This is a genomic window from Hymenobacter sp. NBH84, assembly GCF_014217645.1.
Classification (GTDB): Bacteria; Bacteroidota; Bacteroidia; order Cytophagales; family Hymenobacteraceae; genus Hymenobacter; species Hymenobacter profundi.
In genome coordinates this window covers 37,946-64,811 of the sequence record NZ_CP043648.1, presented here as the reverse complement: position 1 = coordinate 64,811, position 26,866 = coordinate 37,946, and the positions used below count along the sequence as shown (strand labels likewise).

The following is a 26,866-nucleotide window of genomic DNA, read 5'->3' as shown; positions in this document are numbered from 1 at the left end:
CTAACCACCCTCGCCGGGCGGCCCGTTTCTGTGTGAACTGGGTATGCCGGGCATTCCGTCGCGCAGCGTCGGTCTTCGGGTGCGTCAGGTCCTAGTCGTTCCCGCTTGGTAAGCCGGAATTGTCGGGCCGCAGGGTTTCACGGAAGCGTTAGACCTAACCCCCACAGCAACGGATGTTTGACCGGCTGATTCATTTTTCTATTCACAACAAGCTCATCATCGGGCTGCTGACGCTGGCCCTCGTGGCCTGGGGCAGTTACTCGCTGAGCCGGCTGCCGATTGACGCGGTGCCGGACATCACCACCAACCAGGTCGTCGTCTACACGGTGGCCCCCTCGCTGGCCGCCAGCGACATTGAGCGCCTCGTGTCCTTTCCCGTCGAGCAGAGCTTGGCCACCATTCCCGGCCGCGAGGAAGTTCGTTCCTTCTCCCGCTTTGGCCTCTCCGTGGTCACCATCGTCTTCGAGGACCAAGTGGACATTTACTGGGCCCGCCAACAAGTCGCCGAGCGTCTGCGCGAGGCCGAAAGCCAGATTCCCGAAAGCATCGGCCGGCCGGAAATGGCCCCCGTCAGCACCGGCCTGGGCGAAGTGTATCAGTACCTGGTGCGCGCCAAACCCGGTTTCGAGAAGAAGTACGACGCCCGTGAGCTGCGCACTATTCAGGACTGGATTGTGCGCCGCCAGCTGCTGGGCACGCCCGGCGTGGCCGACGTGGCTAGCTTCGGCGGGGAACTCAAGCAGTTTGAAATCCGGCTGGACCCCACGCGCCTGCGCTCGTTGAACGTCACCACCGAGCAAGTGTACCAAGCGGTATCGCGCAACAACCAGAACGCCGGCGGGGCCTACCTCGACCAGAAGCCCACGGCCTACTTTATCCGCACCGAAGGGCTGGCCGAGAACGCCGCCGACCTGGGCAACATCGTCGTGCGCAGCACCGCCGGTGGCATGCCCGTCCTGGTGCGCGACGTGGCCGACGTGGGCCTGGGCTCAGCCGTACGCTACGGGGCCATGACCCGTAACAACGAAGGCGAAGTGACGGGCGGGCTTGTGCTCATGCTCAAGGGTGCCAACGCCAACGAAGTCATTAAGTCGGTCAAGCAGCGCATGCAAACCGTGCGCAAGTCCCTGCCGGAAGGGGTGACCATCGACGTGTACCTGGACCGCTCTGACCTGGTGGGTCGGGCCATCAGCACCGTGAAAACCAACCTGATTGAAGGGGCCCTGATTGTGCTCTTCGTGCTGGTGCTGTTTCTGGGTAACTGGCGGGCGGGCCTGGTTGTGGCCTCCGTTATTCCGCTGGCCATGCTTTTTGCCATCAGCATGATGCGCCTCTTCGGCGTCTCGGGCAATTTGCTCTCACTCGGGGCCATTGACTTTGGTCTGGTGGTGGACGGCGCGGTCATCATCGTCGAAGCCATCGTGCACCGCCTGCATGGCGGGCAGCTGCGGGTCCCGGGCAACCGCCTCACCTCGGCCCAGATGAACGAGGAAACCTACCAGGCCGCCAGCAAAATCCGCTCCTCGGCCGCTTTCGGCGAAATCATCATCCTGATTGTATACCTGCCCCTGCTAGCCCTGGCCGGCATCGAGGGCAAGATGTTCCGACCCATGGCCGAAACGGTAGCCTTTGCCATCCTCGGTGCCTTCATCCTCTCCTTGACCTACGTGCCCATGATGTCGGCGCTGGCCCTAAGCCGCTCCACGGAAGTGAAGCGCAACTTCTCGGACCGGATGATGAACTGGCTCGAAGCCCGCTACCGCCCAGTGCTGGAATGGGCCCTGCGCCGCAAAGCAGTGGTGCTGTCCGCGGCAGTAATGATGTTTGCGGGCGCCTTGCTGCTGTTTCGCACCCTGGGCGGCGAATTCATCCCGCAGCTGGCCGAAGGCGACTTTGCCGTCGAAATGCGCACGCTCACCGGCTCCTCTCTGAGCTATACGGTGGAGAAAAGCCAGCAGGCCGCGGCTATCCTTAAAACGCAGTTTCCCGAAGTGCAGGAGGTCGTGGCTAAAATCGGGGCAGCCGAGATTCCCACTGACCCCATGCCAGTCGAAGGCGGGGACTTGATGGTCATTCTGGAGAAGGATAAAAGTAAATGGACCTCCGCGAGCACGCAGGAGGAGCTGGCCGAGAAGATGGCCAAGGCGCTGAGCGTGATTCCGGGCATGACCTTCGGCTTTCAGCAGCCCATCCAGATGCGCTTCAACGAGCTCATCAGCGGCGCCAAGCAGGACGTGGTGCTCAAAATCTACGGCGAGAACCTGCAGCAGCTGGCTTCCTATGCCCAGCAGGCTGCCCGCTTGGTGCGGCAGGTCGAAGGAGCTGAGGACGTGTACGTGGAGCAGGTCACCGGCCTGCCCCAAATTGTGGTCAAGCTGGACCGCAACCGCCTGGCCCGCTTTGGCCTCAACGCCGAGGACGTGAACCGCACGGTGCAGACGGCTTTCGCGGGCCAAACCGCCGGCCAGCTCTACGAGCAGGAGCGCCGCTTCGACGTGGTGCTGCGCCTGGCCCCCGAGCTGCGCCGCAACATCGGCAACGTGCGCCAGTTGCTCATCGCCACGCCCGGCGGCGAGCAAATCCCGTTGGAGCAGGTGGCCACGGTGGACCTGCAGGAAGGCCCCAACCAGATTCAGCGGGACGACGCCAAGCGCCGCATCACGGTGGCCTTTAACGTGCGGGGCCGCGACGTGGAAAGCGTCGTCACGGAGCTGCAGGGCAAAGTGGACCGCCAGCTGAAGTTTGCCCCCGGCTACTACACCACCTACGGCGGCCAGTTCGAGAACCTGCGCCAGGCCTCCGAGCGGCTGAGCATTGCCGTGCCCGTGGCCTTGCTGCTGATTTTCGTGCTCTTGTTCTTCACCTTCAAGTCGCTCAAGCAGTCGGTGCTGATTTTCACGGCCATTCCCCTCTCCGCTATCGGCGGGGTGCTGGCCTTATGGCTGCGGGGCATGCCCTTCAGCATCTCGGCCGGGGTGGGCTTCATCGCCCTCTTCGGGGTGGCCGTGCTCAACGGCATCGTGCTCATCGGCTACTTCAACCAACTCAAGGACGAAGGACGCACGGACCTTTACCAGCGCATAATGGAGGGCACGCAGGTGCGCCTGCGGCCGGTGCTCATGACGGCCACCGTCGCCTCTTTAGGCTTTCTGCCCATGGCCCTGTCACAATCGGCGGGCGCCGAAGTGCAACGCCCCCTGGCCACAGTCGTCATCGGCGGGCTGGTCACGGCCACGCTCCTGACCCTGCTCGTGCTGCCCGTGCTCTACGCGCTTTCCGAACGCAAGTCCAAACAACAGGAAGAAGCAAGGCCGCAGTCCGCCACGACTGTGCCAGTTTCGGTGGTGGTGCTCCTGTTCCTGGGCAGCTTGCTGCTCAGTGCGCCTGCCCGTGCCCAGGCACCCATTACCGCCACCCAGGCCGTGGGGCAAGCGCTGCAGGCCAATGGTACCGTGCAGGCTGCTCAACGCTCCCTGGATGCCCAACAGGCGCTGCGCCGCACTTCCTTCGATGTGGGCCGCACCAGCATCCTGGGCACCTACGGGCAAGTAAACTCCCCGCTTTCCGACAACCTGCTCAGCATCGGCCAGACCCTGGCCCTGCCTGGCTACTACCGGGCGCAGGCCGGCCTAAGCCAGGCCCAGATTGGGGGCCGGGAACAGCAACTGGCCCAGGTGCAGGCCGAGCTGCGCCGGCAGGTGCGTCTGAGCTACGAGCGGGCCGTGCACGCCCGGCACCGCCTGCGCACCCTGCGCGGGCAAGACAGCATCTATACCGAATTTCTGCGCTCGGCTCAGCTGCGCTTCAAGACCGGCGAAGTAGCCCGCTTAGAGCCGGCCAACGCCTTGATTCAGCAGGGTGAAACCCGGAACCTGCTGGCCCGGGCCCGGGCCGACTACGCCATTGCCCGGCGCCAGCTGCAGGCGCTGTTGCAAACCGCCCAACCGGTAGCCATTGCCGACAGCACCCTGCGTCTGTTGTCTGTTCCCACGGTTCCCGCGGATACGGCGGCTTTGGCTGCCACCCCGCAGGCCCGGGTGCTGCAGCAGCAACTGGCGGAGCGCCGCGCCGAAACCCGGGTGGAGCAGGCCCAGGCCCTGCCTCAACTAACCGTGGGCTACACCAACCAATCCTTGCGCGGCACCTACGAGATAGAAGGGAAAACCTCGACCTACGGGGCCGGCGACCGATTCCAGAGCGTGCAGGCCGGCATAGCCATTCCGCTGTTGCGCGGGCCCCAAAAGGCCCGGGTGCAGGCCGCCAAGCTGCAGGAGCAGGTTGCCACGACGGCCTACCAGCGCTACCAGGCCGAAGCTGCCGCCCAATTGGACGAGCTGCGCCTGCGCCTGCAGGAGCAGCGCCAGCGGGTGCAGTTCTACGAGCAGACTGGCCTGCCCCAAGCCGCCGTCATCGTGCGCCTCAGCCAGCGCGCCTACAAGGCCGGCGAAACCACCTACTCGGAGCTATTGCTCAACCTGGAGCGCGCCCTGAGCGTGCGCACGGCCTACCTCGACGCCGTGCTCGAACACAACCAAACCGCCATCGACCTGGAGTACCTGTTGGGCGCTGCCGCTCAATAAGCCTTTAGCTCCCTCTGACCTGACAACCATGAATAAGATTGCATCCCTGGTGCTGCTCCTCGGCTTAACCCTGGCCGGCTGCACCACCGACAAGAAAGAAACCGAGCCTGCGGATACCGAAGCGGCCGAAACGAAGGAGGCCGCCGAAGGTGGGGAAACCGGCGAGGCCGAAGAAGCCGCCGATGTGGTCCGCCTCTCGCCCGCCGAGCAGCAGGCCGCCGGTTTGAAAACCGGGCGCATTTCCGACCGTCCCATGGGCGCGGGGCTGGCCGTGACGGGCACCCTGGATGTGCCGCCGGAAAGCGCGGTTTCCATCACCGCCCCGTTGGGTGGCTTCGTGGAGAATACGGAATTGCTGCAGGGCACCCGGGTGCGCAAAGGCCAGGTGCTTGCCACCATCCGCAACCCGGAGTTCGTGACCCTGCAGCAGGATTACCTCGAAACACGCGCCCGCCTCGATTATGCCCGTACCGAGCTGGCCCGCCAGAAAGAGCTGTACGAGCAGGAAGTGGCCCCGCAGAAAAACTACCAGCGCGCCCAAGCGGACTTTAATGCCCTGCAGGTGCAAACTTCTGCCCAGGCCACCCGCCTGCGGCTGGCCGGCCTGCCCGTGGGTGGTCGCCTGGTGACCACGGCCAGCGTCCGCGCCCCGCGGGCCGGCTTTGTGCGGGCCGTGAATGTGACGGTAGGGCAGGCAGTGACGGCCACCGATGCGCTGTTTGAAATCGTGGACCCCGAGCACCTGCACGTGGAGCTGACCGTCTTCGAGCGCGACGTGGCAAGGGTGCAGAAGGGGCAGCTGATTCGCTTCACCCTAGCCAGCGATTCCACCGGCTCTCGGCGCCAGCGCACGGCCCGCGTGTACCTGGTGGGGAAAGCCATTGGCGAGGACCGCACCGTGCGCGTGCACGGCCACCTCGACCAGGAAAACGACCCGACCCTGCTGCCCGGCCTCTACGTACGGGCTACCATCGAAACCGGCCGCACCCAAGCCCCTACGTTGCCTGATGCGGCGCTGGTGCGCTTCGAGGGCAAGAACTACGCCTACGCGGTGGAGGCTCCCGGGCGCTACCGCATGGTGCCGGTCACCCTGGGCCGCAGCGAGGACGGTTTTACCGAAGTCACCCTGCCCGACTCGGTACCGGCTTCCACCTCTTTCGTCACCGACGGGGCCTACTCGCTGCTGGCCAAGATGAAAAACGCCGAAGAAGAAGAAGAATAATAGTCCTCCGGCCTCGCCATTGGAAGACCCTTTAATTGCCAAGATTGCCTCGACCAGTGCCCTGGATTTACCCCGGCGACCGGTCGCGTGCCAACTCCCGACTTATCATGCCTGATATAACTCCTGACAAGCTGAACGAAGAGCTGAACACCGCCAAGCAGGTGCAGCTGGAAAACGTGGGCGCGCTGACCCGCGACCAACTAACCCCTACCGCCGCGGCCGAACCACAGGGCCACGACGTATCCGGCCACGACCACGCGCCGGCAGCGGCCGCCGAACCAAGCGAGTCGTGGTGGCACAACCCCTACGGGCCAGCCGTGGCCAGCCTGGTCCTGCTATTGGCGGGGCTTGCCCTGGACTACTACGACGTGGCCTTTTTTACCAAGTACGTCCGCCTGCTCTGGTACGGGGTTGCCTTTCTGCTGGTGGGCTGGAAAGTTATCCGCTCGGCCGTGCAGAGCATTCCTTCGGGGAACGTCTTCAACGAGTTTCTGCTCATGAGCCTCGCCACGCTCGGCGCCTTCGCCATCGGCGAGTACCCGGAAGGGGTGGCCGTGATGCTGTTCTATACCGTGGGCGAACTGTTTCAGGACGCGGCCGTGAACCGGGCCAAGCGCAGCATCCGCGCCCTGCTGGAGATTCAGGCCACGGAGGTCACGGTGTTGCGCGGAGGTCAATCCCTGGTGCTGGACCCCAAAAAGGTGCAGCTGGGCGATACCATCGAAGTACGGCCGGGCGAGAAAGTGGCCCTGGACGGCACGCTGACCCAGGGCCCGGCCAGCTTCAACACGGCCGCGCTGACCGGCGAATCAGCCCCACAGACCAAGCAAACCGGTGAAGTGGTGCTGGCCGGCATGATAAACCAGGAGTCGCTGGTGCAGGTGCTGGTGACGGCCACCTACCAGGACACCAAGCTTGCCAAAATCCTGGCCATGGTGCAGGACGCGGTCAGCCGCAAGGCCAAAACTCAGCTCTTCATCACCAAGTTTGCCAAAACCTATACGCCCATCGTCGTGCTGCTGGCCACCCTGCTCATCGTGGTGCCCTACTTCGTGGTTGACGATTACGTGTTTCGCACCTGGCTGTACCGGGCGTTGGTGTTTCTGGTGATTTCCTGCCCCTGCGCCCTGGTGGTAAGCATTCCGCTGGGCTACTTCGGTGGCATCGGCGCCGCCTCGAAAGCCGGCATCCTGCTCAAGGGCTCCAATTTCCTGGACGTGCTGCGCGAAATAGACACGGTAGTGATGGACAAGACCGGCACCCTCACCCAAGGGGTGTTTGCGGTGCAGCAGGTAATGGCGGTGCCCGGCACCGAGCCGGCCGCCCTGCTGCGCTTGGTTGGGGCGCTGGAAACCAAGTCCACGCACCCCATTGCCAAGGCGGTGGTGCAGCACGTGGGGGCAGCCGCGGCCGGGGTCGGGGTTGAAAACGTAGAGGAAATAGCAGGCCACGGGTTACGGGGCCGGGTCGATGGCCGCGACGTACTGGCCGGCAACACCAAGCTGCTCAGCAAATACGGGGTAAGTTATCCGGCCGAAGTTGATAAGGTGGTAGACAGCATCGTGGTGGCGGCAATTGATGGCACCTACGCCGGCTACCTGACTGTGGCCGACGCCCCCAAGGCCGACGCCGAACAGACCGTGCGCGAGCTGCGCGCCGACGGCATTACCAAGATTGTGATGCTCTCCGGCGACAAAGACAGCATCACCCAGCGGGTGGCCAAGGAGTTAGGCATTGATGAGGCCCACGGCGGGCTGCTGCCCGAAGACAAAGCCCGCTACGTGCAGCAGTACCTCAACGACGGGTACAAGCTAGCCTTTGTGGGCGATGGGGTAAACGATGCGCCCGTGGTGGCCTTGGCCGACGTGGGCATTGCCATGGGTGGGCTGGGTTCGGATGCCACCATTGAAACGGCCGATGTGGTCATTCAAACCGACCACCCCAGTAAGATTGCCACCGCCCGGCGCATTGCCCGCGCCACCCACACGGTGGTGTGGCAGAACATCTGGCTGGCCTTTGGGGTGAAAGCCGTGGTGCTGGCCCTGGGCGCGGGCGGCCTAGCCACCATGTGGGAAGCCGTATTTGCCGATGTGGGCGTGGCCCTGCTGGCGATTCTGAACGCCGTGCGCATCCAGCGCATGGACTTCACCAGCAAAGGGGAATCGCCTCGCTCTTAACCCTGACTGACTTTATCAATTCTTATCATGAAACCGCACCTTGTTCTTGTAGCCGGCTTGTTGGCCGGCAGTCTCGCCGCCGCCAGCTGCACCTCCCGGCACGATTCCGACGAATACGAGCAGAAGGACCAAGCCGGAGCCAAGACGAAGCCGGTGCCGGCACCCGTGAAGCGGCCGACCTCCCTGCGTGACACCGTACAGTTACTGATGCAACAGCTCGACACGGTGCGTCGCATCGGCTGCTGGGACGAGGACTTTGCCCGCGTCATGACCGTGCACCACGCCGGGGCTCAGCGCCTGGCATCGGTGGAAATAGCGCAGGGCCAGGATTCAACCCTGCGGGCCATGGCGAAGCACGTGCTTAAAGGCCATGAACGTGACAACCACGTCCTCACGCTGGCCCTTACCCGCGAGCCGCCGGCGGGACAAGAATACCGCCCGGACAATACCAAAGACCCATTTGTGCGGCAGATGACTGCCGCACTGGGGCCCCTACGGGAGTTGCCGCCCGCTACTGGCAGCATTGATGCTGATTTTGCCACCCTCATGCAGTTCCACCACCAGAGCGGCGTAGCCTTAGCGCGGGTGGAGCTGTCTTTCGGCCGCAATGCGGAGGTCAAAGCCGCTGCCCGCAACATTGTTCGGGATGAGCAAGTGGAGGTCCAGCAGTACCAGCGCTGGCTGAAGGCCCATGCCATTGCGCCCTCCAACTAACTACTTCTTGCTGCACCAAAAAATAGGTAGCCAGTCATTTGTTCGAAATACGCCAGAGCCGTGTCGTCCATGCAGTTGCGCGGCGCCGGCTCAGGCTTTTTTTGGCCTTGTGAAAACTATTTTCCTTATGTCGCAAACTTGCGACATACTATGTCGTACATTTACGACATAGTTACTGACCTCTTTATGACAACCGCGAAAACCAAGGCCTTTACGATTGAGCAACAGCAGCTGGCCCGCGTGGCCAAAGCCCTGGCTCACCCCGCCCGGGTGGCCATCATTCAGTTGCTGGCCAGTAAGCAAACCTGCATTTCCGGGGACATTGCGGCGGAGCTGCCGCTCTCGCGCACCACCGTCTTTCAGCACCTGCAGGAGCTGAAAGCCCTGGACCTGATTCGCGGGGAAATTGACGGCCTCACCGTCTGCTACTGTTTGAATACCGAACTGCTGCGCCAGGTGCACCAGCAATTCACGGCCTTTTTCATCGAGGCCACGACGAGCGCGGCCTGTGGGCCGGCCGACGCCTGTGGCTGCTAACCATATCCTTCACCAAACCGCTCCAACCCATGAAAATCTCCGAAATGAAGCAGTCCCTGGCCAAACTCGACGCCGTTAACTTCCGCCTACCCACCGGCGACTACCTGCCATCCCACTTCCACGTGACGGAAGTAGGCTTAGTGAGCAAGCATTTCATCGACTGCGGCGGCGTAGAACGTCGGGAAACCGTGGCCAACTTTCAGCTGTGGGAAGCCGGCGACTACGACCACCGGCTGGCCCCGCAGAAATTCCTGCACATTCTGAAGCTCTCGGAGAAGATTCTCGGCAGCGAGGACCTGAACATCGAGGTAGAATACCAGCAGGACACCATTGGCAAATTCGGCCTTGCGTTCGACGGCACGGACTTCGTGCTGACGCCAAAGCAGACGGCCTGCCTGGCACAGGATGCCTGCGGCATTGCAGAACACCAGATTGCGCTCCCGCAACTGCAAAGCGCCTGCTGCACCCCGGGCGGCGGGTGCTGCTAACCGCACTTAACGGCGCTACCCTACTGGGAAGCGCCGTTTTGCTTTAATCCCCGCATTTCTTCTTGGTTTCTGATGACAATTGCCTTTTTCTCCGACGTGCACGGCAACCTGCCGGCGCTGGAAGCGGTGCTGGCCGATATGGAGCAGCGCCGCCCCGACATGATTTTTTGTTTAGGCGACCTGGTGGGCTACGCCCCCTGGCCCAACGAGGTGGTGAACGAGGTACGGCGGCGCGGCATCCCGACGCTGGCCGGCAACTACGACCAGGGCATCGGGCTGGCCAGCGAGAATTGCGGCTGCGCTTACAAAACCGATGTGGAAAAGGGACTGGGTGCGCAGAGCATTGCGTACACGAATCACATCGTCGGCCCGGACGAGCGGCGCTACCTACGCTACCTGCCCAAGCACATGCGGCTGGACTTTCAGGAGGAGCCCTGCACGCTGAGCCTGCTGATGGTGCACGGCTCCCCGCGCAAAATCAACGAGTACCTGTTCGAGGACCGGCCCGAGGCCAGCTTCCTGCGGGTGCTGGCCGATGCCAACGCCGACATCCTGCTATTTGGGCACACCCACAAGCCCTATCACCGCACGGTTGCCTACGAGCACGAGGGTGAAACCCGCTACCGCCACGCTCTCAACATTGGCTCGGTGGGCAAGCCCAAGGACGGCGACCCGCGGGCCGCTTACCAACTGCTGCACTTGAACGAAAACAGCAAGCTGACGGACCCTAACAGTGTGCGCTCGGAGCTGGTGCGGGTTGAGTACGACGTGGAGAAGGCAGCACTGGCCGTCGAGGCCTCGCCGCTGCCCAACGAATACGCGGACATGCTCCGCAACGCCTATTAAACTGATTCTGCCATGACGATTATTCCGATGACGGACGCCCACTGGCCGGCGGTAAAGGCCATTTACGAAGCTGGCATTGCGACGGGAAATGCCACGTTTGAAACGCAGGCACCGGCCTGGGAAGCATGGGATACCGCCCACCTGGGCCATAGCCGGCTGGTGGCGGTGGACGAGGCCGGCACGGTGCGGGGCTGGGCGGCGCTCTCGCCGGTGTCGAGCCGTTGCGTGTACGGCGGGGTGGCCGAAATCAGCGTGTACATCGCTGCCGAAGCGCGGGGCCAGGGCGTGGGCCGGCAAGTGCTGCAGGCCTTGATAGCGGATTCGGAAGCCCACGGCATCTGGACGCTGCAGGCCGGCACGTTTGAAGAGAACAAAGCCAGCATCGGCCTGCACACGAAGGCGGGGTTCCGGGTGATTGGGCACCGCGAACGAATCGGCCAGCACCACGGCGTGTGGCGCAACACAGTGCAGATGGAACGGCGCAGCCCGACCGTCGGCGTCGCTTAACACTACTCCTTATGATGACTTTGAATCAACCTTTGCCCGCCGCACCGGCTCCGGCCGCGCTGGCGGAAAAGAAGCTCTCGGGCCTGGACCGGGGGCTGACCCTGTGGATATTCCTGGCCATGGCGTTGGGCGTGGCCCTGGGCTATATGGTACCTGGCATCAACGGGGCCATCAACTACTTCTCGGTGGGCACGGTGAACGTGCCGCTGGCCATCGGACTTATTCTGATGATGTACCCGCCGCTGGCCAAGGTGAAGTACGAGCAGCTGCCGACGGTGTTCAAGAACATGCGCATCATCGGGCTCTCGCTGTTTCTGAACTGGATACTGGGGCCGCTGCTCATGTTCTTTCTGGCCATCTGGCTGCTGCCGGATAAGCCCGAGTACATGATGGGCCTGATTCTCATTGGCATTGCCCGCTGCATTGCCATGGTGCTGGTATGGAACGACCTGGCCGACGGCTCGCGGGAATACGCGGCCGGGCTGGTGGCCCTGAACTCCATTTTTCAGGTGCTGTTTTACTCGGTGCTGGCCTGGCTATTCATCACGGTGCTGCCGCCCTACTTTGGGCTGAAAGGCTACGCGGTAAACATCGGTATTTGGGACATTGCGCAGAGCGTGCTGGTGTACCTCGGCATTCCGTTCGCAGCGGGGTTTCTCTCACGCACTATTCTGCGCCGGCTGAAAGGCAACGCGTGGTACGAACAGGTGTTTATCCCGGCCATTAGCCCGATTACACTGGTGGCACTGCTGCTGACCATCGTGGTCATGTTCAGCCTAAAGGGGGAGGCCATCGTGCAGGTGCCGCTGGACGTGCTGCGCATTGCCCTGCCGTTGGCCCTGTACTTCGGCATCATGTTCGTGCTCAGCTTCGCGGCGGGCAAGTACCTGGGGGCTGATTATGCCGAGAATGCGAGCATTGCCTTCACGGCAACGGGCAACAACTTTGAGCTGGCCATTGCGGTAGCCATCGGGGTATTCGGGCTCAACTCGGGACAGGCTTTTGCGGGCGTGATTGGGCCGCTGATTGAAGTGCCGGCGCTGATTGCGCTGGTCAACTTGGCCTTCTGGTTTAGGCGACGCTGGTACGGCGGCAAGACCGTGGCCACGCAAGCTTAGTTCTCTTGCTTTACTTACCTGACTATGTCTGACAAGAAAAACGTGCTGGTGCTGTGCACCGGCAACTCCTGCCGCAGCCAGCTGCTGCACGGCTATCTGGAGCAAGAGCTGGGCGACCGGGCCGCGGTGTACAGCGCCGGTGTGGAAGTGCACGGGCTTAACCCTCGGGCGGTGCGCGTAATGGCCGAAGACGGATTGGACATCAGCCAGCACACCAGCAACCACGTGGACGAGTACGCCGCCGTCCCCTTTGACTATGTAATTACCGTGTGCGACCACGCCAATGAGGTGTGCCCGGTGTTTCCTTCAACGGCGAAAAAGCTGCACCACAACTTCCCGGACCCGGCTAAAGCCACCGGCAGCGAGGAGGACATCATGCAGCAATTCCGGACGGTGCGCGACCGGGTGAAAGCCTACGCGCACGACTTTGCGCGGGCCCAATTTCAAACAAGCTGAGGACGCGATGGGGAAGGCAAGAACAGCTCGTGCCTAGTGGAATTCTTCTGTCGAGCTAGCAGTTGAATATATAGGAGTCTTTTCCCCTCCTATCTGCCCATTATGGCGACAAACAAACCGGCCGGCGACGGCCACCGCAACGGCGCTGTGCGCGGCCGTTCGCAAGTATTCAACCCCGTCACGGAGCAATTTGTGAAGCGGAACACTGCCACGGGCCAGTTCATGGACGTGAAGCAAGACGGCACGCCCTTCAAAGGCGTACGGAAGGAGAAAGGGAGCCAATCGTAAAACGACTACTCTTTATTACTCAAAAGCGGCTTCGGGAACGGGGCCGCTTTTTTTGTTTTACCTCTCGGTGCGCAAAGGCGCCAGCGCTACCAGCACGTTACCGAAGAGTTGCCGCATCTGGGCCCACCGGGCAGGTGAAAGGCAATAGCACTCGCGGGGACCATCGGTGGCACTCTCCACCAGCCCGGCAGTTTTCAATTCTTTGAGATGCTGCGAAACGGTGCTTTGCGACAGCGGCAGCTCGGCTACTAGTTCGCCGCAGGTGCAGGTGGTGCGGGTAGCCAGGAGGCGAATGATGGCGACGCGGGCCGGATGGCCGAGGGCTTTGGCCACGGTGGCCAATTCCTGCTGGTCGGTGCTGAAAAGAGTGGCTTTGTTCTGGCGCATGCCGCGTTGTTCGAGCGCCACAGTTGGTAGCTTCGGTTGGTAAAAGTACGGCTAGGGGCTGCCGATAGGATCGAGCAAAAGCAAAACGAGGAACAAGCCAGCGCTCGCTCCTCGTTGCTTTTGACACGTCAGGCAGCTTAGCCAGTTAAGCGCCCGTCTACCGGGTGATTTCTGCGGTGCGGGTCCGTTTGAGGGTTATCTCCTGGCCCCGGCTAATGTCCTTTCGCTCGGCCCGGTCGCTGCTGTGCTCAATAACCTGGCTGCCCTTCTGGTTGGCCACTGCGTCGAGCGTTTGACTGATTTTGCCAATCTCGGGCTGGTCAGTCCGGTACGACACTTTCATTTCCGAGTGCCGGATACCTTCGGCGTCGGTGGTGCTCTGAATCTCGCCGGCTTTGGCACCACTGCTCGTGATAGCCGCTTTCACGGCCTCGGCTTGGCCACGCTCTCCCGCCGTGGTGGCCGGCTCGTCCACCTTGATAATAACCTGCTTTTCGCTACCCTGTGCACCGAGACGAGCTGCTGCGTTATCGGAATGGGTGGGCTTTTCGGCAACATCCTGGCTGCGGTCCCGATTGTGGGATTGGATGGCGGCGGCTTCCGCGGCGGCCTGACGAGCGGCGCGGTCGGATTCGCTTTCAGCAATGCTCACGCCGGCATACTTTTCATTGCCAGCCTCGGCGCGGGAATTGGTGTTGGTCACGATGGCGTGAATGATGGCAATGTCCGGCTGGTCGTTCCGATACGTCATATCAAACTCCGCCCGGCGGATTCCCTGCTCATCGATGGTGCTCCGGACCTCGCTCGTTCGCATGGAGTAGCCGGAATTATCCAGGATTTCCTTCCAAGCTTCGGCGCGGCCGGTGGTGCTGGCAGTTACCTCATCAATCTTCCACGTTGCGGTTTTCTCCTCGGCGGACGAGCCGGTGGGAATGTTGATAACGGCAGTGGGCGCGGCGTAACGCGCCCGGCCGCGAAGCTCCTCCTGCTCGGCTTCATCGACCTTGCGGCCAGTAGGAGGGGGGTTGTCGTTGATGTACTCCTTCAGAAGCACCAAACCGGCGTCTTTGGCATGAACAAACTGCGCGGTGTGTTCAGCTGCCTCTTGCTCACTGCGGTAAGAGCGGAATGGGCGCGAGTCGTCGGGGCTGCCGGCGTCGGCTACCGCCGTGCCCATTACGGCCTGAGTAAATCGTTTTTCATCCTCCTGACGCTCCTGCTGCGCCTCTGATTGGGCCTGGCGCTGCTGCTGCTCCTGCCGGCGCTGCTCCCGCTCGGCGGCGCGCTGCTGCTCATCGAGCACGGCTTGAGCACGTATTTGCTCGGCATTCATGCCCTGGGCCGTTAGCTCCAGGTCCCGGTTCCAGTCTTTGGCCTGCGGATAATCGACGCGAATAAAGGCTTCCTGCCCGCGCTCCTGCTCGGGCCGCAGCTGCTCCCGCTGGCGGTAAAGCTCCTGGCTGATTACTTCGAGTTGAGCGGTGTCGGCCCTGGCCACCGACAAGCGAAGGACAGTTTCCCGCTCGGTGCTACGCTGTACCTCCAGCTCAATAGTGGGGCCGGCTTCCCCGATTCCGTTCATCTTGACCACCCGGTCGGTGAGCTGCTGCACCTGAGCGGCACCGTTTTCAGCGCTGTCGTGGTGGTAGCTCACTTTGAGGGCCGTGTGGTACTTGTCGCTGGTAGCGTGCCACTCTACCGGCCGGCTGGCTTCTTTGTAGGCTTCCTGGTCGGCTACGGGAATCAGCGGCCGGGCCGGGTGCAACTCGTTCATGTAATTCATGTTGAACTGCCGCCCGCCGGCGTCGCGGTCATTGGCCAGCACGATTTCCTTGGGCTCCTGCTTGTCAATGACCCGCTGAATCAGGGCTACCTGCGCCTCGGTGGGAGTGCCGCTAGTCGCAATGTAAATCGTGTTTTTGGGGTCTTTTTCGTGCTTGAGCTGGTAATGCGAGAGCGAATCAATGGCTGATTCGGACACGACTACCCGCTCGACCGGCGTATCCTTGCCCTGCGTGGGGTGCGATACCCAAATGCCATTTTTAGGCAGCGGCAACAGGCTTTTGTAGTGCTCGTTCTTCTGCTCGACACTGGCCAGCCCCTGCTCGTTATAGAGGGGGAAGGCGGTGTTCTTGTGCTCGTTCTGCTGCGCCGTGAAGATGCGCCCCTGAAAAGCCGGGCTATCAATCGTGCTCTCGGTAATACCCCGGCCGTGTAGATAGGTGCGGTCGGTCAGCTCCTTGTTGACGCCCAGCACCTCGGCAATCAGCCGCGTTTTGCGGTCTTCCTGCTGCTGGCGCTCGTGGTCCGGGTCGCCCACGGGCAAGGCGCTGAGCCGGCTCACGTCGACCGGGGCCGCATAGATGCGACTCGGGGCAGGCCCGTCATTCAGGTACTCACGTAGCTGCTGCCGAACCTGCCCCAAATTCAGCCCGTGGCCGTGGTTGCCCCGGGTTTTCGCAAAATCAATGACGCTGCCCTTGTCGCGGTCGTCGCCGGTGTTCAGGTACACCTGATGGTCGTCTTTGCGGGTGACGATGAGTACCTCCCCGTCTTTGACGAGCTGGTGCCAATCGCCGCGCTTGCCTTCCTTCTTTACCTGGTAGCCCTGGCGCTCGGCATAGTCGACCAGGTCAATATCGCGCTTGAACCGGTCAAGCTCGGTGGGGTCATTCTCTCGGGTAGGTGCATTCATCGCGGGAAGCTTACTGGTGGTCGTTAGTGACCAGTAGCTCCGGGCGGGGAAAGTGAAGCGGTGGGTGGAACCGCTACGCTACCAAGAATACTATCCGGTCGTGGTTACGGGGCTGGGGATGCCGGCGGGCCGGCGGCGTGCTCGGAATCGGGGAGGGGAGGGGTGCCGCTGTCAAAGCATTTGAGCTGCTTTTGAAAAGTGGACAGGTCCTCCGAGCTGGCAAACAGAAAGCGTGGGCTCACGCTGTTGGGGGGAATCCGGATGAGCTCAGTGGTGACCGCAAGGCTGCGGAGCAAGCGCTGCAGCAGGCGGGGTTCTTCGCGTTTGAGGGAGTTGTTTTTAAGGCCAACGATGCTGGTATAAGGCAAATCGTGCTGGTCGCAAAACGATTTCAGCTCTCCTTTAGGAAGCATTAATAATCGGAACTGGGCGTAGCGTAAAACGTCGGCATAAGGAACGGAAAGTTGTAGGTCAGGGAAGCCCAGGGGGGCCGAAATGTGTGGCGATGGTACCATGCGGGGTGGTGAGGAATTAAGGGTGAAAGTGTGCTTAGGTGAACTTAAACGAAGGATAATTCACAAAGACACGAATTGCAGCCAATCGCTGCAAATACCCTAACACAAAACCCGCAGTAATACCCCGGACCCGGCTGGCAACTCCAAGGAGTTAGCCAGGCAGAACCCGGTCGATTGGTCCTAACGTAGAAACTTTTCAGAAGTTATAAAGAACCGTAAAAGAATTGTTTTAGAAATCTTTCAGAACTCTTTCAGAACTGTAATCGTAAGCAGGGCTCATATGAAAATGGCTCTGCTCATTGCTTTCGCACTTTTGTTCATAGGAGTGGTGTCCGGGCTGGCCTGGAGGCGTGCCAAGAACAAAGGGAAGAAGACGGACCTCGTAGCAAAGAGCAATCACAAATCAGTTTGGTCTTTTCACTACGGCCCGGCGTCTGTCATTCCTATCCGGGAAATAGCGACGGTGTCAGCGCGTCCTGCGGCAGACAGTCCCTTGACGCAGCTCATACCCGAGGACATTGAGGCGAAAGAGCAACAAGTAAAAGTCGAGGATGCTACTCGCATCGAGGAAACCCAGGCGCTCACCAAAGAAGGTCGGCAGCAACTCAGCGAGCAGCAAGACGAGGAAAATTCTACCCCTGCGCAAACCGCAGTGTCGTCGACAGACGCTCGTCCACCAGATGTTGAAGATGCCCCTGAAAAAGAGACGCCGGCGCCGCCGCTCCTTTCTTCTCGTCACGCTCCGGGCGCCAGGGTCAACGTGCTGGATTTGCTTGGCACCGATGAGGCAGCGGTGACCAAGGGTCAAGAAGCTGCCGCCGCTGAAGTGAAGCCGGTAGTAGGGGAGGAGCCAGCCAGCGAAGACGCCGAAGATGCTCCGGTGCCAAAAGCGCTCTTTGCCAACCCGCTGACGGAAGCGACGCGCACCAAAAACGACGAGGCCAACCGCCAGGCTGCGGTGGAGCTGAAGAAGCGCAACCGGGCAGCGTTACGCACGGGCACGGATGGCGAGAAAGCGGCCCTGGCTGCCCTGATAACCAAAGGCGCTGCCCCCAGCTAAATGCCGTCGCCGGCCTTTACAACTCACCTCTTTTCTGCGCATTTCTCACCCTGCTTTTTGGGAGATAAGCACCCATTACCAAACCCTCTTTCCATCATTCTTATGTGTAAGAACCCCCTCAATCTGGCGGCAAACCTGATGGTAGCCGGCCAGGCCTACCAACCATCCAAATGGGAGCAGCGCGGCTACGCCCTACTGACGGTGCTGGCCCTCTCCACCGGGGCGGCCCGAGCCCAAAGTGCCGAAGCGGCGCTGACACAGGTCAAGGAAAAGGTAATTGGCATCGTGCAGGTCATTTTCGCCATTATCCTCATCATCGGCCTGATTCGGGTGGTCATGAAGTTCATCCAGGGCTCCCCCGACGCGTTGGGCTCCCTGGGCTGGCTCGTGGGCGGGGTACTGCTCTGGTTCGGCTTTCAGCTCTTCAAGGATGATTTGGTCAGCGCCGTGGGTGGCAGCGAAGGCGGGGGCTTAACCAACTAAGCTGCTGCCATGCGCTCCTATAAATCCATCGAGCGGCCCGCGCAGGTCCTGGGCATGAACCTGCAGGACCTGGGCATCCTGGTGGGCCTGTTCATCGGCTCCGTGCTGCTGCTGGGCTTTCTGGGCATGGCGGTCAAGATTCCGCGCATGGTCTACCTGATGGTCATCCTGTCGGAAATCGGCCTCCTCCTGGGCCTGCGCTACCTCACCCGCACGCAAGCCCCTGGCTTCCTGATGGGGTGGCTCTCCTACACCTTCATTCAGCCCCGCCGCTTGGCCGTGGGGCCACTACCCACTCCCGCTCATGGCAAAAACACCCAAAACAACCGCGTTTAACGCGGTGATGCCGGTGCATTCCTTTGAAGAAAACAAGGTAGTATTCAAGGATGGCCGCGTCGCCGTGGGCTTCGTGATTGAGCCAGCCGAAATGGAAAGCTGGACGGTCGAAGACTACGACGCTTTCCAGACCGCGCTCGTGGGCGTGCTGCGCCCGCTGCCGGTGGGCACCATCGTCCAGAAAACCGACATCTACTACGACCGGCCCTACCGCGAGGACAAGACGCAGCAGACCTATTTCGAGGGCAAGATGAACAAGCACTTCTTCGAGCGGCTCGTGCTGTTCCAGAAGTCCTACCTGTTTCTCTCGTTCGCACCGGTCGATGTGAAAACCACCCGGACCAATGCCGTGAACGCGTTGGTGGCCCGGGCCGGGGAAGCCATCATCAAGAATCCCTTCGCGCAGCTCGTGCACACCCTGGAGGTGGCCGAAGCCAGCGCCGTGGAATTCACCCAAGGCCTCAAAAACCTAGGCGGCGTAGCGTTTGAGCGCATGAGCAGCCGCGAGATGCACCAGCTCTACCTGCAGTACTTCAACCTCAACTTCGACGGCCAGCCCACCCGGCAGGAGCGCGAAATTGGCAACGACCTGGGCACCCTCAGCGTCGGGGAGCACAAGGTCAACATCCTCTCGATGGTAGGCCAGGGCAGCGAGGCCCACGCGGCGGTAAAGAACAGCTACGGAGTTACCGCGCCCATGCTCTACCCGCTCACCCACGTATTGCAGTGCCCCCATGTGCTGACGCAAGCCATGCTCGTCCAGGACACCCGCGCTGAGCTCAGCAGCCTTGATACCGACCGCAAGCTCAACGCCTCGCTCTCGTTCCTCTCCACCCAGGACAATGCGCTGCGGGCAGCGGAAGTCGAGGAGTTCACTGCCGAAGTGCGGGCCGAGAACAAGCAGATTGTGGGCCTGCACCTCTCGCTGCTATTGTGGGACACCAACGACAACAGCCGGCGCGAAAACGTCGAGAAGGCGACGGCGGCGTTCCGGTACATGTTCGGCACTGAGAGCGTGGTGGAAAGCTACCTGGCTTTGCCGGTGTTCTTTGGCCTGCTGCCCGGCAACGCGTACCAGGTACCGGACCGCTGGCTTACCTGTTCCTCCGACCGGGGCGCGTGCTACACCCACTGGACGGCCACTTACAAGACGGACCCGGTAGGGGAGTACCTGACCGACCGGTTCCGCAATCTGGTGCAGGTAAACCTGTTCAACACGGCTCTGGACAACCAGAACGCTATCGTCATTGGCCCCTCGGGCTCGGGCAAGAGCTACACTTTCGGTAACCTGATTGTGCAGCGCTTCGAGAAAGGGGCCCGGCAAATCATCATGGACGTGGGCGGCACCTACCGCAACGTGCTGCAGTCGCTCAATGGCGAAGATTTTGACAACACCTACTTCGAGTACGACCCCGCCCGGCCTATTGAGTTCAACCCCTTCATCGTTCCCCGGGATGCTGCGGGCAAGTGGCTCTACAACGACGAGAAAACCAACTTCCACCTGGCCCTCTTGGCCGCGCTCTGGAAGGGTGGCAAGGATACCGGACTTGACAAGTCGGAGCGGACCATTCTGAGCCGCTTTCTGATTGAGTACTACGCCTGCCTGAATGAGAGTGACCGCTTGAACCAGCAGGACGAGGAGTTTCCGGGAATGGAAAGCTTCTACCGCTTTGTCGAGCAGTTCGACCACGAAATGCAAAAGCCCGTGGCGGTGCCCGGCGAAGGCCTGGAAGCCGACCCGCTGGACGGGGCCCGTCGGCAGTACCAGAAGAACCTGAAGTACATCGACATGCACCAGTTCTTCCTGGTGCTGGGCCAGTACATCACCGGCGGCCGCTACGAGCGGGTGCTCAACGCCCGGCGCGACGTGGATTTGTCGGAGTACCGGCTTATCTGCTTTGACCTGGCCAAGGTGCAGGCCGACCCGGACCTCTACCCCGTGGTGGCCATGCTCATCACCGAGCTGAGCCTGGACCTGTTCCGCAAATTTCCTGACGACACCAAGTACATCGCCCTGGACGAGGCCTGGACCATGCTCTCGGGCGTGCTCTCGGAATTCATCGAGTCGATGTACCGCACCATCCGCAAAACCAACGGATCGGTGACCATCATCACCCAGGGCATCACCGAAATCACGAGCAGCAAGATTGGCCCAGCCATCATCAACAACTCGGCGACGAAAATCATCCTGCGACACATCAACCCGGATTCGCTCGCCCAGCTGCAACCACCGCTTGGCCTGACGGGGCACGAGATGGACCTGATTAAGTCGGTGCGGTCCACGGATGCGCTGCGCGAAATCTTCATCAAGCAGGGTGCCAAGGGCAAGATATTCGGGGTGGAAGCCTCGCCCCAGCTCGATGCCATCCTCACCTCCAAGCCCATCGAGCGCAACTACCTCAACAAGCTGGTGAAGTTCTACCAGCAGACCAACCTCAAGCCAGTGCTCGACAAGAATGGCCGGCTGCAGCTGGACGCCGAGGGCAGCCCGCAGTACGAGGAAGTCAAGGTCCAGCGCCTGGACTACGCGGTAGATCAGTTTGTCGAAGATAAACAGGCCCGCACGGGCGTCTTGGCCAAATGAGCGGCTTCTACATAATGGTCGCCTACGGGGCCGACCCCGGGTTTCTGAGCGCCTGCGACCAGACCCTGCAAATCGTGCTGCGCGCCTGCCGCTTTATCACGCCCACGTTCATGCTCATTGCCCTGCTCTACACCGTCGGGCGAGGCTTTATCTCTGGCCACGGACTCTCCATGGACTGGGGGCCTATCCTGAAGGCGGTTTGGATATTCTTCCTGCTTTTCTTTTACAAAGAGCTGATTGACACACTCAGTTCGGGCGTGGCAAATTTTACCCGGCTCTTTGCCACGCCGGACGGGTCGACGGCTGCCTCGGCGCTTGGCGCGACCATCAGCAGCGCGGATACCCTCTCGCAGAAAACAGTGGTCGAGCAAGGAGCCGACGAAATCAGCAACCTGCTGAAAACCATCACCTCGTTCAGCCTGACCAACATTCTGCTGCAACTGGTGACCGGAGAAGTGGTGCTGCTGATTAGGCAAATCATGCAGTTCATCCAGCAGTTCATTCTCGGGTTTCTGTTTGTCTGCGGCCCCATTTCCATCTGCCTGTCGGTTATCCCCTCCTTCGGCCAACTGGCGATGAAATGGCTGCAAAACTTCCTGGCCGTGCAATTCTGGGGGCTTTCGTTTGCCCTCCTAGACCTACTCTATACCTTCTACACAGCCTCCAATACCACTTTTGGCGGCGTGTTCGCGGGGCCGGTGGCCGTCGAAAACGACACGAAGCAACTGGTGGTGTCGGTAGCCTTCATCATGCTTTACCTCATGGTGCCCTACCTGACCAGCCTCATCATTGGCTCCTCAGCTGCTCAGAGCTTTGTCGGCTCGGTTGTCGGCATGGCCGCTTCGGCGGCCGCGGCGGGGGCTGGCGTCTCGGCCGGCATGGCTGGTGGCGGTCACGGTGTATCCGGCGCTATTGGCCGCGCCATGGGCAGTGGAGGTAGCAAGTCGGGTGGGGGCAGTTCGGGCGGTGGTGATAGTGGCGGCAGCGGCTCAGGCGGCGCCGCACCGGCTCCGGGTGGGGGCAGCTCAGCTTCAGCGGGGCTGCCGTCCATCACCATGTCGGACGCGCTGAATCCTTCTTACCGGCAACGGCCCTCCGGGCTGTGGACGGCTTAACAATTCACCTCTCCTTTCCCATGAATCACTCAACCCGTTACCTCGCCCTGCTGGCCCTGAGCTTAGCTACCTCCTGTCAATCCAAGGAGGATAAGGCAGCCGCTCAAATTGCCGATGCGCTACAAACCAGTGCCGAAAGCCCCACTGAACAAGCCAAGGCGGACGCTTGGAAAGCGGCAACCACATTGCCCCCGGCGCTGACGGCGTCGGCAGTGAACGTGCAACCCGGGGTAGCGCAGATGTTGCCGGAAGAAGGGTATTTAGAACTGATATCGGTCACCAGTCAAACGCCAGTCGCAGCTATTCTCGCGCTGCCGGCCGGCCTGAGAAACGCTCAACGCGGCTACCCCAAAGTAGGGCCAGGTTACCGGATTCCCTTTGAAGCGGTGCTGCGCTGGAAACCCATGGGCTTTGGCAAGACCAAGCCCGGCGTAGGTAAGCTGCAATTGCCCACAGTCAGGGATTCTCTACGCGGCTTTTTCATCAGCGAGATAGACCGGGGCGGCAAAGTGGTGCCGATGAGGCCGGCGCAACCCGTCAAGGTTCAGGGGGTGCTCTATGCCTATGCAAGTCCTGATGAGGGCAAGGGAACGGGCTTATTAACCTACCCCTACCGGGGGCTTCAAATCTCTTTGCCCCTCGCCAACTAGGGGCAGTGGGGAAGAAAATCCCGGCCTCCTAAACCACCTCTTGTTGACTTAACCCGCATTTTCCATGGATTCTGCCAAAAACCTAAGTACCTCATTCTCCACCATGCGCAACCTCGCGATGGGAAGCGTTTTTGCCCTGCTGCTCGTGTCCCTGGCGGCGGGCTTCCTGGTGTACCGCGCCTATGAGAACAGCGGCCGGCGCGTGTACGTGGTCGGCCAGACCGGCTCAGTGGCCGCGCTTTCCGCCCCCACCACCGAAACCCACACGGCCTACGAGGCCCGCAACCTGGTGCGCAACTTCATGCTGACCATGTTTGGGCACGACCAGTACACCTACAAGACCAACCTGGATGCTGCTCTGCCCCTCATTGAAGGTCGCGGGGGCCGGCGCATCTACGACGGCTTCACCCGCGGGCAGGTGCTCCAGAACTACGAGCGCTACGCCGCCCGCAACGTCGTGACGGTGGACAGCGTGAGCATCGACATGAACCACCGCCCCTGGTCAGGCCGGGTGTACATCAAGCAGCGCATTTTCATCGGGGGCGAGCAAAAGGAGCCCCTGCCGCTGGCCGCCAAGTTTAACCTGGCCGAAACCAACCGCTCGGATGCCAATCCCTACGGCATGCTGATTACCAACTTCGACTACATCCCCTATAACCCGCAGGTATCGCGGGAAGAGCTGCAGGCCCTGAAAGAGCAGGAAGCCGACCGCCAGCGGGCCCTGCTGGAAGCGCAGCGCAGCGCGGGGGCCGTGGCTCCCGAGACCGGCGATGCGCTGGCTTCCCCAGCTGTCCCTGGTCAGCCCTTGCCGGCGGCCCCGGGCAAATAAGCTTCTCCCACCCTAACGCCAATTCCTATGTCTTCTAAACTTCTGCTGGCCCTGGGCCTGCCGGTGCTACTGGCTTCGGCCGCGTCAGCGCAAACTACTTCTGCTACGTCCGCCATGCTGCGGCCGGCCTCCTCGGCGGTGCACGCCGCGCCGACCCTGCTGGACGTGGCCGTGTCGGATAGCTCGACCACCTACCTTGTGTTCAGCGGTCCCGTGTCGCTGGTCGACGTGGGCATGGCTAACAATTACCTGGTTAAGATTGAAGCCAACGCCGTGTTTGTGCGCGCCCGCCGCAAATCTGCGCCGCCAACGCCCCTGCTCATCCGCTTTGGTAGCAAGTATTGGATGGGGCGGCTGGTGTACGTGAACCGGCCCGTGCTGCAGCTCTACGACTTTCAAAAAGACGGGGCCCTGGGCATGAGCAGCGGCACCGGCTCAGTTGCGGGCTCAGCCCCGGAAAATGAACTGGCTTTGGACAAGGAGCGGGAAAAGAAAGCCGCCGTGGAGGGCAAGCTCACCAAGCTCCGCAAGTCGAAGGAGGAGCACCAGGCAGTGGCCGTGGTCGACAATGACTTAGTGCTCTCGCTAGCCAACGTGCGCAACGACAAGGATTTCACCTACCTGCGCTTCAAAGTCATTAACCATTCGGCCATCGACTACAACGTCGATTTCACCGATTTCCAACTGGTAGAAAATGCCCAGAAAAAGTTTCTAGCCAAGAAAAAGAACGAAGCGCGCCGCCCATTGGCTCCTTCGGGTGGCGGGGCCAACCAAGTCGTTTCGGGCCGCACCACCGGCTACCTCACTTATGCTATTCCCCTCTACGCAGCGACCGACCGGGGCTACCTGGAAGTGACGCTGCGGGAACTGAACGGGGCGCGGGTGCTGGTGCTGCCGGTGCCGTCGCGGGTTATCAATCGGGCTTCTACCATCTAACGCCGCACTTATGGAACCTGCAAACCCACATACTCTACCCCCATCTATGGGCTCGTCCGAGTCCGACGAGCAGGAGCGCTTTGGGCCGGAACGGCCCGCGGCGAATCAGGTGAAAGCGACTCCGCTGGAGGTGTTGCGCAACAACTGGATACTGCTGACCGGCCTGCTGGTCTTGCTGGTCGCCGGGGGCCTGTTCCTCTGGCTGCGCTCGGCCACGCAGGCCGCGCAGCAACACAAGGAAGTCGTGGCGGCGGCTTCGGAAAACATCGAGCCCGAAATCAAGGCCGCGCCCCAGACGCCGGCCGCAGCGGTTTCCCCTTCCGCGCAAATTGAGCAGCAGCGGCGCCTGGAGCAGGAAGCACAGAATGCCCCGACTCGTCCCAACACCGACGAGGTAGTAGAAGCCTTTGTGGCCGATACCATGGGTCAGGCCCTGCGTCGGAAGCGGCGAGCCGCGGCCGCCACGCTGGCTGCCCGTCGCCGGCAGGAGGAAGCCCGAATAGCCGCGGCTGACGTGGACACGATTGAAACGACGCTGCAGGACCCCACCACGGGGGCTTACCGGGCGCAAACGCTGGTGGTGCCCCGGCGTCGCCCCGGCCAGGTGGTGGGCACAACGGCCCGTCGGGTCAGCTCCCGGGCGGGCCGAAGCCTGCGGGCAGGCCTGTTGCCCGCGACCGATACCGACGGCACCCCATTTGAAACGGACCCCGACGTGCTGGCCATGCTGGGCAGCTCACCGCCCGAAACCCGCGCCGCTTACGAGCGCATGACCGGCAAGCGCTTTCGCGACCCCAGAGTTGCCGCGCAGGCCCTGGCCAATCGCGCCGGGGCGTCGGGCATGGATGGCTTTAATACCGTCAAGGTGGGCAACTCGGCCCGGATGATGGCCCAGGGCAACCAGGCTGAGCTGGTGCCCGACGTGTTTTTCAAGTGCGTTATCAACGGAGAGCAGAAAGTACGCACCGGCTCCGTCGTGATGCTGCGCTTGCAGGAAGATGCCGTGGTGTCGGGGGTGACTTTCCCCAAAAACTCCGTCTTCGCCGGCATTGCCAGCGTGGGCACCAACAACGTGATGCTGGAAGTCAACCGCCTCGGGCCCACCCGGGTCGCGGCCAGCATCTACGATTATAACTACATGCCCGGCATCATGATTGACCCGGTAAAGCGGATTGCCAAGGATGCCAGCCTCGCCGGCCAAGACCTACAGCAGCAGTCCATGCAGGAAGTGAGCACCGCCATCGACCGCTCGGCCTCGGCCGCCAACTCTGTGGTGGGCGTGGGCGGGCGCGTGGCCATGGGCGTGCTCAGCCGCCCGAAAACCCGCACCAAACTCCGGGAGGTGCTGCTGCCCGATGGCTACCCCATTCTCATTACCACGGCCGCCGCCGGCCAGATGGGGCCGGCTACGGCGTCGGGACGCTAATTTTTCCTTTCACCAACTCTACAACCATGAAAAAGACTCTTTTTCCGGCCCTGGTGGCCGTCGCGTTGCTGCTCGCTCCGGCCGGTAAAGTCCGGGCACAGATGGTAGTTAATGACCCGCTGCATATGGGCGTGCAGATTGGTGAGTTTGCCAAGCGCCTGCAGCAGTGGTCCTCCACGGTCCAGAACTACCAGGTCGTGAAGGATGCCCGTCAGATTGCCGGCGTCACGAAGGACATCACCAGCGAAGTCCGCAGCCTGACGCAGGAAGGATTGGATCTACAAAAGCAGGTGCAGGCCGACTTGCGGAAAGTGCAGAGCATCCAGGATTTGCGCCTTTCCAACCCGCAGGAGCTGTTTGCCCGCGCCCTGGCCATGTCCGGCCGGAGCCAGACCAACCAAATGATGCCGGTCTACGCCAAGGCCCAACGCCTGCGCCAGGCGATGCAGCTGACCAACCCTGCGCAGGACGTGAACACCATGTACGATGTGTTCTCGCGCTTCGGCACGAGCTCCTCCGACCCCAACGGCAACCTGACCAGCGACCAGTACCAGGCCAAGCGGGAGGAGTCGACGGTTTCCCTGTTTGCGGCCGAGGAGATGATGGCCAAGCGCAAGCTGGCGATGGCCGTGAACTACTACAAGATTGCCGACGAGATGACCGCGCAAAGCGTGGAAATGCAGGCCACACTCAAAAACCCTGGCCGCTACGCCATGACCGAGGGCGAGCGAATGGCGGCCCTCAATTCCTCGAACGATAACATGATTAAGGCCATGCAGCTGCGCGAGCAGGGCGACCGCCTGTTCATGGAGGCTTCGCAGGCCGGTCCGGCTCACCAGGCTGCCGAAGCCGTGTACGCCTCGACCCTGAGCCGGAACGCGCTGATAAAAATGGACCGTAATCGGCCCCGCTAGTAC

General features: G+C 61.7%; 24 protein-coding genes. 21 read left to right on the top strand and 3 right to left on the bottom strand.

Features of this window, described 5'->3' with window-relative positions; all coding sequences use genetic code 11:
* The first annotated feature begins 173 nt into the window (after nt 1-173).
* The 11 genes from F1C16_RS22035 (at nt 174) to F1C16_RS21985 (ending at nt 12,933) form a co-directional block, all read left to right on the top strand.
* The gene (locus F1C16_RS22035; protein WP_185284665.1) at nt 174-4,580 is read left to right on the top strand and encodes a CusA/CzcA family heavy metal efflux RND transporter; all 4,407 of its coding nucleotides are present in this window, start codon (nt 174-176) and stop codon (nt 4,578-4,580) included.
* Nucleotides 4,581-4,608: 28 nt separating this feature from the next.
* Nucleotides 4,609-5,802: an efflux RND transporter periplasmic adaptor subunit gene (locus tag F1C16_RS22030; protein WP_185284664.1), complete on the top strand. Its 1,194-nt coding sequence runs from the start codon at nt 4,609-4,611 to the stop codon at nt 5,800-5,802.
* Nucleotides 5,803-5,909: 107 nt separating this feature from the next.
* A complete protein-coding gene (locus F1C16_RS22025) occupies nt 5,910-7,979 on the top strand; it encodes a heavy metal translocating P-type ATPase (RefSeq protein WP_185284663.1) in 2,070 nt (689 codons plus the stop codon).
* A 27-nt stretch (nt 7,980-8,006) separates the two neighbouring features.
* Entirely contained in the window at nt 8,007-8,693 is a 687-nt protein-coding gene (locus tag F1C16_RS22020; RefSeq protein WP_185284662.1) for a DUF305 domain-containing protein, read from the top strand.
* A gap of 186 nt (nt 8,694-8,879) precedes the next feature.
* Nucleotides 8,880-9,230, top strand: a complete 351-nt coding sequence (locus F1C16_RS22015) for a helix-turn-helix transcriptional regulator (protein ID WP_185284661.1) — start codon at nt 8,880-8,882, stop codon at nt 9,228-9,230.
* A 29-nt stretch (nt 9,231-9,259) separates the two neighbouring features.
* Complete coding sequence (locus F1C16_RS22010) at nt 9,260-9,718, top strand: DUF6428 family protein (protein WP_185284660.1); 459 nt, start codon at nt 9,260-9,262, stop codon at nt 9,716-9,718.
* A gap of 72 nt (nt 9,719-9,790) precedes the next feature.
* The gene (locus tag F1C16_RS22005; protein WP_185284659.1) at nt 9,791-10,564 is read left to right on the top strand and encodes a metallophosphoesterase; all 774 of its coding nucleotides are present in this window, start codon (nt 9,791-9,793) and stop codon (nt 10,562-10,564) included.
* Between the two features lie 12 nt (nt 10,565-10,576).
* Nucleotides 10,577-11,071: a GNAT family N-acetyltransferase gene (locus F1C16_RS22000; protein WP_185284658.1), complete on the top strand. Its 495-nt coding sequence runs from the start codon at nt 10,577-10,579 to the stop codon at nt 11,069-11,071.
* Between the two features lie 11 nt (nt 11,072-11,082).
* Nucleotides 11,083-12,189 (top strand): ACR3 family arsenite efflux transporter, encoded by a 1,107-nt coding sequence (gene arsB, locus F1C16_RS21995; RefSeq protein ID WP_308461669.1) that lies wholly within the window; start codon nt 11,083-11,085, stop codon nt 12,187-12,189.
* 24 nt (nt 12,190-12,213) lie between these two features.
* Entirely contained in the window at nt 12,214-12,645 is a 432-nt protein-coding gene (locus F1C16_RS21990) for an arsenate reductase ArsC (RefSeq protein ID WP_185284657.1), read from the top strand.
* 102 nt (nt 12,646-12,747) lie between these two features.
* Complete coding sequence (locus F1C16_RS21985; protein ID WP_185284656.1) at nt 12,748-12,933, top strand: hypothetical protein; 186 nt, start codon at nt 12,748-12,750, stop codon at nt 12,931-12,933.
* A 57-nt stretch (nt 12,934-12,990) separates the two neighbouring features.
* On the opposite strand, the gene F1C16_RS21980 is transcribed toward F1C16_RS21985, so the two are convergent.
* From F1C16_RS21980 to F1C16_RS21970, 3 genes are all read right to left on the bottom strand, one after another.
* Nucleotides 12,991-13,341 (bottom strand): metalloregulator ArsR/SmtB family transcription factor, encoded by a 351-nt coding sequence (locus F1C16_RS21980; RefSeq protein WP_308461668.1) that lies wholly within the window; start codon nt 13,339-13,341, stop codon nt 12,991-12,993.
* Between the two features lie 136 nt (nt 13,342-13,477).
* Nucleotides 13,478-16,015 carry a toprim domain-containing protein gene (locus F1C16_RS21975; RefSeq protein ID WP_185284655.1) on the bottom strand — a complete coding sequence of 846 codons (2,538 nt, stop codon included), beginning with the start codon at nt 16,013-16,015 and terminating at the stop codon, nt 13,478-13,480.
* A gap of 104 nt (nt 16,016-16,119) precedes the next feature.
* Nucleotides 16,120-16,530, bottom strand: coding sequence for a hypothetical protein (locus tag F1C16_RS21970; protein ID WP_185284654.1), 411 nt, complete (start codon nt 16,528-16,530; stop codon nt 16,120-16,122).
* 493 nt (nt 16,531-17,023) lie between these two features.
* On the opposite strand from F1C16_RS21970, the gene F1C16_RS21965 reads away from it, so the two are divergent.
* The 10 genes from F1C16_RS21965 to F1C16_RS21920 all read left to right on the top strand — a co-directional run bounded on the left by F1C16_RS21965 (nt 17,024) and on the right by F1C16_RS21920 (nt 26,863).
* Nucleotides 17,024-17,590, top strand: coding sequence for a hypothetical protein (locus tag F1C16_RS21965; RefSeq protein ID WP_185284653.1), 567 nt, complete (start codon nt 17,024-17,026; stop codon nt 17,588-17,590).
* Nucleotides 17,591-17,692: 102 nt separating this feature from the next.
* Nucleotides 17,693-18,073, top strand: coding sequence for a hypothetical protein (locus F1C16_RS21960; protein WP_185284652.1), 381 nt, complete (start codon nt 17,693-17,695; stop codon nt 18,071-18,073).
* Between the two features lie 9 nt (nt 18,074-18,082).
* Nucleotides 18,083-18,409, top strand: a complete 327-nt coding sequence (locus F1C16_RS21955; protein ID WP_185284651.1) for a hypothetical protein — start codon at nt 18,083-18,085, stop codon at nt 18,407-18,409.
* Nucleotides 18,378-20,993, top strand: coding sequence for a VirB4 family type IV secretion system protein (locus F1C16_RS21950; RefSeq protein WP_185284732.1), 2,616 nt, complete (start codon nt 18,378-18,380; stop codon nt 20,991-20,993). The genes F1C16_RS21955 and F1C16_RS21950 overlap by 32 nt, the downstream gene beginning before the upstream one ends.
* Nucleotides 20,990-22,108: a hypothetical protein gene (locus F1C16_RS21945; protein WP_185284731.1), complete on the top strand. Its 1,119-nt coding sequence runs from the start codon at nt 20,990-20,992 to the stop codon at nt 22,106-22,108. Before F1C16_RS21950 ends, F1C16_RS21945 begins: the two co-directional genes overlap by 4 nt.
* A 20-nt stretch (nt 22,109-22,128) precedes the next feature.
* Entirely contained in the window at nt 22,129-22,758 is a 630-nt protein-coding gene (locus F1C16_RS21940) for a hypothetical protein (protein ID WP_185284730.1), read from the top strand.
* A gap of 64 nt (nt 22,759-22,822) precedes the next feature.
* The gene (locus tag F1C16_RS21935) at nt 22,823-23,587 is read left to right on the top strand and encodes a conjugal transfer protein TraK (protein WP_185284729.1); all 765 of its coding nucleotides are present in this window, start codon (nt 22,823-22,825) and stop codon (nt 23,585-23,587) included.
* A 27-nt stretch (nt 23,588-23,614) separates the two neighbouring features.
* The gene (locus F1C16_RS21930) at nt 23,615-24,523 is read left to right on the top strand and encodes a DUF4138 domain-containing protein (RefSeq protein ID WP_185284728.1); all 909 of its coding nucleotides are present in this window, start codon (nt 23,615-23,617) and stop codon (nt 24,521-24,523) included.
* A gap of 46 nt (nt 24,524-24,569) precedes the next feature.
* On the top strand, nt 24,570-25,949 hold the full coding sequence (gene traM / locus F1C16_RS21925) for a conjugative transposon protein TraM (protein WP_185284727.1): 1,380 nt from the start codon (nt 24,570-24,572) through the stop codon (nt 25,947-25,949).
* 26 nt (nt 25,950-25,975) lie between these two features.
* Nucleotides 25,976-26,863: a hypothetical protein gene (locus F1C16_RS21920; RefSeq protein WP_185284726.1), complete on the top strand. Its 888-nt coding sequence runs from the start codon at nt 25,976-25,978 to the stop codon at nt 26,861-26,863.
* Nucleotides 26,864-26,866 lie beyond the last annotated feature (3 nt).